Raw genomic sequence first — 11,537 nt, 5'->3', positions numbered from 1 at the left:
AATGGAGACAAATCCCCTGACGGCTTTTGACTGCGCTCCCTCTTATTCCGGCACCACGGGATACGCCCGCAGTACCTCTCCCAAACCCTGCTCGAGCGGCCCAAGCCAGGGCGCGTAATGCCGCCACTGGTCCACGCCCTCGCGATAGATCGGCCTGCGCACCTGCTCGGAACTGGCGGTGCGCACCGGACGTGCGTTCTCGAAGAAGCGCAGGCATGCGCCCTCGAACGGCAAGCCGCAGTGCGCCAGCAAGCGGCGCACCTCGCCCTCGGTGTCCTCCACCATCCGCTCGTAGATCACCCGGTGCACCCGCCCCGGCAGCACGCGGTCGAAATGCGCCATCAGGCGGACATAGTCGGTGTAGTAGCGCGCCAGGTCGTCCAGCCGGTAGCTGAAGCTCTGGCCGCGCGCGAAGTGCTGCTTGAAGCCGGAGAAGCAGCACGCCATCGGGTGCCGTCGCGCGTCGATGACGATCGCGTTGGGCAGCATCAGGTGGATCAGCCCGATGTGCATGAAGTTGTTCGGCATCTTGTCAATGAAGAACGGCGCCGGGGTCTTGCGCTGGATCCGCGTGTGCGCGAGATAGCGCTCGCCCAGCTCGCGCAGCTTGCCCGCATCGAGCCGCGCCAGTGCGTCGTGGTACGGCATCGCACTGTCGACATCAGCCTGTTCGCGCAGCAGCCGGGTGATCAGGGTGATCTCCGGCAACTCCATCGTGCCTTCGACCTGGCTGTGGCTGGACAGGATCTGCTCGATCAGGGTGGAGCCGGCGCGCGGCAGGCCGACCACGAAGATCGGGTCGCGCGCCGGGCTGCCGCTGCCGGCCCGCCTGGCGAAGAACTCCGGCGTGTACTGGCGGACGATGTGTTCGATCCGCGCATGGGTCTCGGACGGGTCGTAATGCAGTTGCCCGCGGCGGCGGGCGTTGCCTGCCTCGTAGTGGCGAAACGAGGCCGCGTACTCGCCGGCATCTTCCAGCGCCTTGCCCAGTGCGAAGTCCAGGTGCAGGCGGTCGGCATCGGCAAGGTCGATGCGGGCGAGCTGCGCGCGCATCGCGGCCACGTCCTCGCCGGAAAAACGGAACGTCTTGAGGTTGGCCAGGCTCCACCAGACCTCGCCGAACGAAGGCATGAGCCCGAGCGCCCGCCGGTAGGCCTCGATCGCGCGATCGGTGAGCCCGGCGGTCTTCAGTGCGTGGCCGTAGCTCATCCATGCCGAGGCGTTGTCCGGATGCTCGTCGAGCAGGCCGGCATAGAGGTCGATCGCCGTCCGGTAGTCGCCGGTCCGGCACAGCACGACGGCCTTGAGGTTGCGGTGCGCGGGATGATCCGGTTCGGCGGCGAGCAGGCGCTCGATTTCCGTCAGCGCCCGCTCCGGCAGGTTGGCCCGGTGCAGCAGCAGCGCATAGTTCTGGCGCGCGCCGTGGAAGCCCGGCGCCAGTTCCAGGCACCGTTCGAGCAGTTGCCGCGCCTCGTCGGTGCGATCCAGCCGCGCCGCCAGTTCGGCGAACATGCGGATTGCCGCCACGTCGGTCGGTGCTTCGCGCAGGTGCTGACGCAACAGGCCCTCTGCCTCCGGGATGCGGTTCTCGGCCAGCGCCGCCCCCGCCGCCAACAGGCGCGGATCGGCCGCCGCATGGCGCACGTGCTCCATGCAGGCCGCCTCGGCGCCCGCGATATCGCCGGTGGCGCGCAGCTGGTCGGCCAGCACGCGCCAGGCCTGTGGCAGGTCCGCCTGCATCGTCACCGCACGACGCAGCGCGGCGATCGCCTCGTCCCGGCGGCCGGCACGCGCCAGTGCCAGGCCGAACTCGAACTGCACCGCGGCCCACCGCGGCTGGGACGCCGCCAGCGGCTCCAGCACCGCCAGCGCGGTGTCCAGCTTCCCTTGCGCGGCACGGGCCGCAGCCAGCAGTTGCAGCGCGGGCGGATGGCCCGGGACCACCCTGAGGATCTCGTCCGCCTGCGCCTCGGCCAGCGCCGGCTCGCGCGCCAGCAGTCGGCTGGCGTGGGTCAGCGCCTGGTCGAGCGAACCGGTAGCCACGGCCATCACCGGCGGCACCGTTGCCGGCGGAACGTGGAAAGCGTGGGCCGGGACATGGCGTCAGCTCCTCCCTAAAGGCTCTTCAGCAACCGGTAGTCGAAGTCGAGCGACTGCTCGTACGAGCTCACCAGGATGCGCTCGTCCTGCCCGTGCGAACGATCGTCGTCGACGTCGTAGGGAATGCCGTTGAAGACGTACGACGGCATGCCGACGGCACGCAGGAACACGCTGTCCGAAGCGCCCGCCGACATGTACGGCGACACCGGCATGGCGTGGCCCCACACCGCCTTGGCCGTTCGCGCGATGTGCGCAAACAGCGCCTTGTCGATCGGGCTTGGCGGGCTCGCCGGCGCCGGAGCGACCGGGGCGACCTCGATCTGCGGATCGTCCAATGCCTTGCTGATCGCCGCCTCGACCTGCGCCGGCGGCTCGTCCGGCAGGATGCGGCAATTGACCGTGGCGCGGGCCATCTGCGGCAGCGCGTTCTCCGCATCGCCGCCAGCCAGCAGGGTCGGCACGCAGGTCGTGCGCAGGTGGGCGTTGTTGTAGGGGCTTGACGCGGCAAGCCGCCGCATCGCCGCAGGATCGGACGGATCGTGGGCGACGGCGCGCATGTCGGCGGCCTTCGCGCCGGCGTACAGCGTGGCAAGCTGCGCGTAGTAGCCGCGCGTGGCCGAGTTGGTGTGCAGCGGGAACTCGAGCTTCGACAGGCGTATCAATCCCGCGGCAAGCCGGTAGATCGCGTTGTCCGGGGTCGGCAGCGAGCTGTGCCCGCCGGGGTTGCGCACGGTCAGGGTGTAGCTGGCGTAGACCTTTTCGGCGGTTTCCACCGCCACGACCTCGGGCCGGCCGTTGCGGATCTCCGGGCCACCGCCGTCGACGTTGATCGAATACCGCGAACGGATCAGCTCCGGCCGGTGCGCCAGCAGCCACTGCACGCCGTTGGACTTGCCGTCCTCCTCGCCGGCAGTGAGCGCGAGGATGTAGTCGCCCTTCGGCCTGAAGCCTTCCTGGTGGAAGCGCAGCAGGGTGGCGACCAGGCCCGCACCGGCGCCCTTGATGTCCATCGTGCCGCGGCCGTAGAAGTAGCCACCCTGCTCGGTCAGCTTGAACGGCGGGAAGTGCCAGTCCTGCGGCAGCGCCTCGACCACGTCCAGGTGCGCCAGCAGCAGGACCGGCTCGCGCTTGCCCTGCCCGCGCAGGCGAACCACCAGGTTGCGCCGCTTCGGATCGTCGCCGACCACCTGCACGTCCGCCGCCGGAAACCCGGCCTTGAGGAAGCGCTGCGCCAACGCCTCGGCCAGCACGGTGGTGCTGCCGTGCTCGGAGGTGGTGTCGGTGCCGATCATCTGCACCAGCAGTTCGTGCGCCAGCGCCCGCTCGCCGGCCGGCACCGGCTCGGCGGCCTGCGCGGCCAGCGGCAGCACGAGGCCCAAGGCCACCGGAAGGATGCGACGGAGGATTCGGCTCATGGGCGCTCCAGGATGAGGGCGAGACCCTGGCCGACGCCCACGCAGAGGCTGACCAGGGCGCGTTGCTGACGGTGCCGGCGCAGGGCGAAAGCCGCACTCATCGCCAGCCGGGCGCCGCTGGCGCCGAGCGGATGACCCAGCGCGATCGCACCGCCCTGGGCGTTGACGTGTTCCGCATCGTCGGCGAGGCCGAGCGCGCGTGTGCAGGCCAGCACCTGCGCGGCGAACGCCTCGTTGATCTCGATGCGGTCGAAGTCGGCCAGGCGCTGGCCGCTGCGCGCCAGCAGCTTGCGGATCGCCGGCACCGGGCCGATGCCCATGATGCGCGGCGCCACGCCAGCCGAGGCCATGCCGGCAACGCGCGCCAGCGGCGTCAGGCCGAACCGCGCGAGCGCCGCCTCGGACGCCAGCAGCAGCGCCGCGGCGCCGTCGTTGAGGCCGGAGGCGTTGCCGGCGGTGATGCTGGTTTCCGGTCCGAGCAGGGGCTTGAGCTTGTCCAGTTGCCCGGCGGTAGTGGCCGGACGGGGATGCTCGTCCACGGCGACCAGCTCGCCGTCCTTGCCCACCGGCACCGGCGTGATCTCCTCGGCCAGCCAGCCCTCGGCCTGCGCGTGCGCCGTGCGCGCCTGGCTGCGCAGTGCGTAGGCATCCTGGCTGGCGCGGTCGATGCCGTGTTCGCGCGCGAGGTTCTCCGCGGTCTGCGTCATCGAGTCCACGCCGTAGCCGGCGCGCATCGCCGGGTTGACCAGCCGCCAGCCGAGTACGGTGTCCTCCAGTTGCTGGCCACGCGCGAAGGCGGTGTCCGCCTTGGCCATGACGTAGGGCGCGCGGGTCATGCTCTCCACGCCACCGGCGATCACCAGCTCGGCCTCGCCGCAGGCGATCGCCCGGGCCGCCTGCCCCACCGCCTCCAGGCCCGAGGCGCACAGCCGGTTGACCGTCACGCCCGGAACCTCCGGCGGCAGCCCGGAAAGCAGCGCGGCCATGCGCGCCACGTTGCGATTGTCCTCGCCGGCCTGGTTGGCGCAGCCGAGGATCACCTCGTCGATCGCGGCCGGGTCGAGCTGCGGGTACCGCGCCAGCAAGGCGCGGATCGGCAGCGCCGCCAGATCGTCGGTGCGGACGCCGGCCAGCGCGCCGCCCAGGCGGCCGAACGGAGTGCGCGTGGCATCGACCAGCCAGGCGCTACGCATAGGCGTTCTTCATCGTCAGATGGGGCAGCCAGCCGCCACGTGCGATCGTCTGCTCCACCGCGGCCTGCGTCTCGCGCAGCGCTGGCAGGATTTCTTTCAGTGCGCGCCTGGGCGCGTCCTCGCTGTACGGCATGCCGACGTTGAGCGCGGCGACCGTGCTGCCGTCGGCCGCGCGGATCGGCACGGCGATCGAACACAGCCCGTGTTCCAGCTCGCGCGATACCAGCGCGTAGCCCTGCTTGCGCACGCGCGCCAGCTCGGCCTTCAGCGCGCCGACCGTGTGCAGGGTCTGCGGCGTGTAGGCACGGAAGGTCTGGCCCTTCATCCACGCGGCGAGTGCGTCGTCGGCGAGGTCGGCCAGGATCGCGCGCCCCATCGAGGTGGCGAACGCCGGCAGCCGCGCGCCCACGCCCAGCGCCACGCTCATCACCCGGCGCACCGGCACACGCAGCACGTAGACGATGTCCTGGCCGTCGAGCACCGCCATCGAGCAGCTCTCGCCGATGCGGTGCGAGAGCTGCTCCAGGCTCTGCTGCGCCAGTTCGGTGAGGTCGAGCGAAGTGAGGTAGCTGTAGCCCAGCTCCAGGACGCGCGGGGTCAGGAAGAAGCTGCGCCCGCGACTGCCGACGTAGCCCAGGTGCTGCAGCGTCAGCAGCAGCCGGCGCGCCACCGCGCGCGACAGCCCGGTGCGCTCGGCGACCTGCGACAGGCTCGGGCTGGGCTGCTCGCGATCGAACGCGCGCAGCACCTGCAGGCCGCGCGCCAGCGACTGCACATAGTCCGGACTTTCCTCGAAGGGTTCGGAGGCCATCGGTTCGCTCGGGTCCATTGACAGGCCGAGCGTAGAAGCATTCCAATAAGTTCGCAATACGAATTATTGTTCGATTATCGAACATTTCCTCAGGGGAGGAACGCGGTGTCCAACGAACGCGACAGCGTGCTGCACAGCTGGTGTGTGCCGTCGGCCTGGCAGGCGCCCACCGTGGTCGGCGGCTGCGGTGCCCATCTGGAGCTGGCCGACGGCCGCCGCATCCTCGACATGAGCAGCCTGGCCGAATGCAGCAATCTCGGCCACCAGCACCCGGCCGTGGTGCGGGCAATCCGCGAGCAGGCGGAGCAACTGTGCTTCGTCACTGCTGCGTGGGGAGCCGAACCGCGCAAGGCGCTGGCCGACGCGCTGCTGGAGAAGTCCGGCTTCGCCGGCGGCCGGGTGTTCTTCACCCTGGCCGGCGCCGACGCCAACGAGAACGCGGTGAAGTTCGCGCGCCTGGCCCGCGGGCTGCCGCGCGGACGCATCGTGGCGCGCGAGCGCTCCTACCACGGCGCCAGCTACGCCGGCATGGCGCTGTCCGGCGACGCGCGCACCAGCGACCAGGTCGACGCCCAGACCTTCGGGGTGCTCCGCGTACCGGCGCCCTACGCCTACCGCTGCCCGTTCGGCAGCACCGACGACGACAGCTGCGGCCGCCTCGCCGCCGGCGCCGTGGGTGCAGCGATCGACCGCGCCGGTGCCGACACCGTCGCCGCCGTGCTGATGGAACCGAACGCCGGCACCAACGGCATCGTCGCCCCGGACAGCTACTGGCCCGCCCTGCGCGCGGCCATCCGCGAGCGCGACGTGCTGCTGATCGCCGACGAGGTGATGAGCGGCTTCGGCCGCTGCGGCGAGTGGTTCGCCTGGCAGCGCCACGGCGAAGCCGGTCGCCCTGACCTGATGACGCTGGCCAAGGGCCTCACCGGCGCGCACCTGCCGCTGGGCGCGGTGGTGCTGTCGGGCGAGATCTACGCGCGCCTCGCCGACCGCATGCTCTACACCGGCCTCACCTATTGCGGCCATCCGCTGGCCTGCGCTGCCGGCCTCGCCGCCGTGCGTGCCTACGAAGAGGAGCAGCTGATCGAGCGCTCGCGCCGGCTCGGCGCCACGATGTTCGCCGAACTCAAGGCGATGCAGGCGCGCCACCCGGTGATCGGCGACGTGCGCGGCGGGCACGGCCTGTTCGCGGTGATCGAGCTGGTCGCCGACCGCACCAGCCGTGCGCCGCTGGCGCCCTGGCCGCAGTCGCCCGCCACGCTGGGCGCACTGCTGCGCGAGGCGATGGACGAGGGCGTGTCGCTGGCCGCGCGCGGCAACCTGCTGATCCTCGCGCCGCCGCTGGTGATCGAGGAAACCGCGCTGGCCGATGCACTGGCGCTGATCGACCGACTGCTGGGGAAGCATTTCCCCGCCCACGCCTGAGAGGTCTCCATGAGCTTCCGTCTCACCTACGCCACCATGTACGACCCGCCGGAAGCCATGCACGAACGCTTCGAGGCGGCGCTGGCCCGCATCTCGGCCTCGCTCGGCGCGCGCCACGGCCTGTTCATCGACGGCCGCGATGTCGAGGCGGAGCACTCGGCCGACCACCGCGCGCCGTTCGACAACACCCTGCACCTGGGCCACTTCGCGCTGGCCAGCGAGGCCGACGCCGATACCGCGATGCGTGCGGCACAGGCCGCCTACCCGGCCTGGCGCGCCACGCCGGTGGCCGAACGCGCGCGGCTGATGCGCCGCGTCGGCGAGCTGCTGGAGGAACGCGTCTACGACATCGCCGCCGCGCTGGTGCTGGAGGTCGGCAAGAACCGCATGGAGGCGCTGGGCGAGGCACAGGAGACGGTGGATTTCTTCCGCCACTACGCGGACGACTTCGAGAGCCACGCCGGCTACCACCACACGCTGCCCGACGATCCGATCGAAGGCGTGGTCTCGCACAACGCCAGCGTGATGCGCCCGTACGGCGCGTGGGTGGTGATCGCGCCGTTCAACTTCCCGCTGGCGCTGGCCGGCGGCCCCACTGCCGCCGCGCTGGTCACCGGCAACACGGTGGTGGTGAAGGGCGCCAGTGACACGCCGTGGGCCGCGCGCCTGCTGGCCGACTGCATCCGCGATGCGGGCCTGCCGCCGGGCGTGTTCAATTACCTTTCCGGCAGTAGCCGCGAAGTCGGTGCGGCGCTGGCGCAGCACCCGCGGGTGGCCGGCATCACGTTCACCGGCTCGGTGCCGGTCGGCCGCCAGCTGATGCGACAGATGGCCAGCGGCGACTGGCCGCGGCCGTGCATCGCCGAGATGGGTGGCAAGAACCCCTGCATCGTCACCGAGCACGCCGACCTCGACGACGCCGCGGCCGGCATCGTGCGCTCGGCCTACGGCATGAGCGGGCAGAAATGCTCCGCGCTGTCGCGCCTGTACGTGCACGAGCGCGTGGCCGACGCGTTGATCGAGCGCCTGCAGCAGCGCATCGCGGCGCTGCGCATCGGCGATCCGCGCCAGCGCGACCACTGGATGGGCCCGGTGGTGAACGCCACCGCCTACGGCCATTACCGCCAGTACATCAATGAACTGGAGGCCGGCGGCGCCACCCTGCTGGCCGGCGGCCGCCGGCTGGGCGAAGGCACCGGCGGCCCGGCCGAGCTCGCGCGCGGCTACTTCGTCCAACCGACTCTGGCCGAGGTGCCGCTGGCGCACCCGCTGTGGCAGCAGGAGATGTTCCTGCCCATCCTCACCCTGCATCGCGTGCGCGACCGCGACGAGGCGATGCGCCTGGCCAACGACACCACCATGGGCCTCACCGCCGGCTTTTACGGCGCCGCCGACGAAGTGGCGTGGTTCCACGAGCACATCGAGGCCGGCGTGACCTACGCCAACCGGCCGCAGGGCGCCACCACCGGCGCCTGGCCCGGCTACCAGCCGTTCGGCGGCTGGAAGGCGTCCGGCTCCACCGGCAAGGCGATCGCCTCGTTCTACTACCTGGCGCAGTACCTGCGCGAGCAGTCCCGCACGGTGGTCGAGTGAGCGCCCACGGATGAGCTGCCAGCACCTGCAACTTGCCGAGGCCATCGGGCTGTTCGTGCACGACGGCGCCAGCGTCGCGCTGGAGGGCTTCACCCACCTGATCCCGTTCGCCGCCGGCCACGAGATCATCCGCCAGCGCAAGCGCGACCTGCACCTGATCCGCATGACGCCGGACCTGGTCTACGACCAGCTGATCGGCATGGGCTGCGCGCGCCGGCTCACCTTTTCCTGGGGCGGTAACCCGGGCGTGGGTTCGCTGCACCGTCTGCGCGATGCGGTGGAGCACGGCTGGCCGCGCCCGCTGGAGCTGAACGAGCACAGCCATGCCGGCATGGCCGCCGCGTTCACCGCCGGCGCGGCGCGGTTGCCGTTCGGCGTGCTGCGCGGCTACATCGGCACCGACCTGCCCGCGCACAACCCGAACATCCGCCGCGTCGCCTGCCCGTTCACCGGCGAGGCGCTGGCCGCGGTGCCCGCGCTCAATCCCGACGTCACCATCCTGCACGCACAACGCGCCGACCGCGCCGGCAACGTCGCCATCGACGGCATCGTCGGTGCCGCGCGCGAGGCGGCACTGGCGGCGAAGACATTGATCGTCACCGTGGAGGAGATCGTCGACGTGCTGCCGCCGGCGATGAACGCCATCGTGCTGCCGCACTGGACAGTGAGCGCGGTGGTCCATTGCCGCGGCGGCGCCTACCCGTCGTACGCGCAGGGCCACTACGTCCGCGACAACGCCTTCTACCGGCGCTGGGACACGATCGCCCGCGATCGCCAAGGTTTCCTCGACTGGATGGGCCGCCACGTGCTCGGTACCCGCGACCACCATGGCTTCCTTGCCTCGCTGCGGGCGGAGGCCTCCACATGAGCGCCTGCACCCGCGACGAATGGATGACCGTGGCCGCCGCGCGCCTGCTCGGCAACGACAGCGTGTGCTTCGTCGGCATCGGCCTGCCCAGCGCCGCCTGCAACCTGGCGCGGCTCACCCACGCGCCGGAGATCGTGCTGATCTACGAGTCCGGCACCATCGGCACGCGGCCGGACGTGCTGCCGCTGTCCATCGGCGACGGCGAGCTGGCCGAGACCGCCGCGTGCGTGGTGCCGCTGCCGGAGATCTTCAGCTTCTACCTGCAGGCCGGGCGCGTGGACGTGGGCTTTCTCGGCGCCGCGCAGATCGACCGCTTCGGCAACCTCAACAGCACCGTGATCGGCCCGTACGAGCTGCCGTCCACGCGGCTGCCGGGTGGCGGCGGTGCGCCGGAGATCGCGCTGCATGCCAGGCAGGTGTTCGTGATGGCACGGGCCACGCCGCGCAGCTTCGTCGAGCGGCTGGATTTCCGCAGCAGCGCCGGCTTCCTCGACGGCCACGGCGCCCGCGCGCGCGCCGGCATTCCCGGCGGCGGCCCGCGTGCGGTGATCACCGACGTCGGCATGCTCGCCCCGCACCCTGAGAGCGAGGAGCTGCAGCTGGTGGCGCTGTTCGAGGGCGCCAGCGTCGACGAAGCGCGCGCCGCCATCGGCTGGCCGCTGCAGGTGGCCGACCGCCTCGACACCATCGCCCCGCCCAGCACACACGAGCTCGACACCCTGCGTGCTCTCAATGCCCGTACCCGCGAGGCGCACGCGCGCCCCGTGCACATTCCCCTCTGATCCGAAAGGCCCCGCCGTGAACGCTCACATCAAGACCGCCCTCCCCGGCCCCAAGGCACGGGCGATGATCGCCCGCGACGCCGAAGTGATCTCGCCCTCGTATCCGCGCGACTACCCGTTCGTGATGTCGCACGGCCGCGGCACTGAGGTGTGGGACGTGGACGGCAACCGCTTCCTCGACTTCATGGCCGGCATCGCCGTGTGCGCCACCGGCCACGCTCACCCGCAGGTGGTCAAGGCGGTGCAGGATGCGGCGGCGAAGTTCCTGCACATCTCCAGCGACTACTGGCACGAGGAAATGGTGGGCCTGGGCGAGCGCCTGGCCGCGGTCGCGCCGATGCGGACGATTGCGGGCGAGGCGGCAATGAGCTTCATCTGCCAGTCCGGCACCGAGGCGGTGGAGGGCGCGCTCAAGCTCGCCCGCTACGTCACCGGGCGGCCGCGCTTCATCGGCTTCCTCGGCGGCTTCCACGGCCGCACCTTCGGCTCGCTGTCGTTCACCTCGAGCAAGTACACCCAGCAGAAGGGCTTCTCGCCCACGCTGGCCGGCGTCACCCACGTGCCCTACCCCAACCCGTACCGGCCGCTGTTCGCCGGCGACGACCAGGGCGCGGCGGTGCTCGACTACATCCGCATGCTGTTCCAGCGCAGCGTGCCGCCGAGCGAGGTGGCCGCGATCCTGATCGAGCCGATGCAGGGCGAAGGCGGTTACCTCACGCCGCCGGACGGCTTCCTCGCCGGCCTGCGCGCGCTGTGTGACGAGCACGGCATCCTCTTGATCTTCGACGAGGTGCAGTCGGGCATCGGTCGCACCGGCAAGATGTTCGCCTGCGAGCACTGGGGCGTGGCGCCGGACATCCTCACCTCGGCCAAGGGGCTGGGCTCGGGGCTGCCGATCGGTGCGGTGATCGCGAAGAAATCGATCATGTCGCAGTGGAAGCGCGGCGCCCACGGCAACACCTACGGCGGCAACCCGGTCACCTGCGCGGCCGCCAACGCCACCCTCGACCTGGTCCGCGGCGGCCTGTCCGACAACGCTGCCAAGGTCGGCGAGCACTTCATCGCCCGCCTGCGCGAACTGCAGCGCGGCTACCCGTGCATCGGCGAAGTGCGCGGCAAGGGCCTGTGGATCGGCATGGAGCTGGTCGAGAACGACGGCAGGAAGACCCCCGCCACCGCGCTGTGCGATGCGGTGATCACCCGTGCGTATCACAACGGCCTGCTGCTGCTTTCCTGCGGCACCAGCACGGTGCGCTTCATGCCGCCGCTGAGCGTGACCACCGCCGAAGTGGACGAGGCCATCGCGCTGCTGCGCGCCAGCCTCGACCAGGCACTCGCCGGAGCCTGAGC

At 71.1% G+C, this 11,537-nt stretch carries 9 protein-coding genes; 5 read left to right on the top strand and 4 right to left on the bottom strand.

Annotation, left to right across the window (positions count from 1 at the left end):
• Positions 1 to 42: 42 nt before the first annotated feature.
• The 4 genes from ACQGNW_RS13700 to ACQGNW_RS13685 all read right to left on the bottom strand — a co-directional run bounded on the left by ACQGNW_RS13700 (position 43) and on the right by ACQGNW_RS13685 (position 5,519).
• Positions 43 to 2,049, bottom strand: a complete 2,007-nt coding sequence (locus ACQGNW_RS13700; RefSeq protein WP_426663771.1) for a tetratricopeptide repeat-containing sulfotransferase family protein — start codon at positions 2,047 to 2,049, stop codon at positions 43 to 45.
• Between the two features lie 65 nt (positions 2,050 to 2,114).
• Positions 2,115 to 3,515: a M20/M25/M40 family metallo-hydrolase gene (locus ACQGNW_RS13695; RefSeq protein ID WP_426663770.1), complete on the bottom strand. Its 1,401-nt coding sequence runs from the start codon at positions 3,513 to 3,515 to the stop codon at positions 2,115 to 2,117.
• The gene (pcaF, locus tag ACQGNW_RS13690) at positions 3,512 to 4,708 is read right to left on the bottom strand and encodes a 3-oxoadipyl-CoA thiolase (protein WP_426663769.1); all 1,197 of its coding nucleotides are present in this window, start codon (positions 4,706 to 4,708) and stop codon (positions 3,512 to 3,514) included. The genes ACQGNW_RS13695 and pcaF overlap by 4 nt, the downstream gene beginning before the upstream one ends.
• Positions 4,701 to 5,519, bottom strand: a complete 819-nt coding sequence (locus ACQGNW_RS13685; RefSeq protein WP_426663768.1) for an IclR family transcriptional regulator domain-containing protein — start codon at positions 5,517 to 5,519, stop codon at positions 4,701 to 4,703. The genes pcaF and ACQGNW_RS13685 overlap by 8 nt, the downstream gene beginning before the upstream one ends.
• A 105-nt stretch (positions 5,520 to 5,624) precedes the next feature.
• Between ACQGNW_RS13685 and ACQGNW_RS13680 the strand changes: the two genes are divergently transcribed.
• Genes ACQGNW_RS13680 through ACQGNW_RS13660 form a run of 5 tightly spaced genes read left to right on the top strand, consistent with a single transcriptional unit; the run spans position 5,625 to position 11,535 of the window.
• On the top strand, positions 5,625 to 6,944 hold the full coding sequence (locus ACQGNW_RS13680) for an aminotransferase family protein (protein ID WP_426663767.1): 1,320 nt from the start codon (positions 5,625 to 5,627) through the stop codon (positions 6,942 to 6,944).
• A gap of 9 nt (positions 6,945 to 6,953) precedes the next feature.
• A complete protein-coding gene (locus tag ACQGNW_RS13675) occupies positions 6,954 to 8,537 on the top strand; it encodes an aldehyde dehydrogenase family protein (protein WP_426663766.1) in 1,584 nt (527 codons plus the stop codon).
• Between the two features lie 10 nt (positions 8,538 to 8,547).
• Positions 8,548 to 9,405 (top strand): CoA transferase subunit A, encoded by an 858-nt coding sequence (locus ACQGNW_RS13670; RefSeq protein ID WP_426663765.1) that lies wholly within the window; start codon positions 8,548 to 8,550, stop codon positions 9,403 to 9,405.
• Entirely contained in the window at positions 9,402 to 10,187 is a 786-nt protein-coding gene (locus ACQGNW_RS13665; protein ID WP_426663764.1) for a CoA-transferase subunit beta, read from the top strand. Before ACQGNW_RS13670 ends, ACQGNW_RS13665 begins: the two co-directional genes overlap by 4 nt.
• Before the next feature lie 16 nt (positions 10,188 to 10,203).
• On the top strand, positions 10,204 to 11,535 hold the full coding sequence (locus tag ACQGNW_RS13660; protein ID WP_426663763.1) for an acetyl ornithine aminotransferase family protein: 1,332 nt from the start codon (positions 10,204 to 10,206) through the stop codon (positions 11,533 to 11,535).
• The last annotated feature ends 2 nt before the right edge of the window (positions 11,536 to 11,537 follow it).

The organism is Rhodanobacter aciditrophus, from assembly GCF_050026795.1.
GTDB lineage: Bacteria > Pseudomonadota > Gammaproteobacteria > Xanthomonadales > Rhodanobacteraceae > Rhodanobacter_A.
The sequence above is the reverse complement of the archived record's forward strand: the minus strand, read 5'-3'. Positions and strand labels throughout refer to the sequence as shown.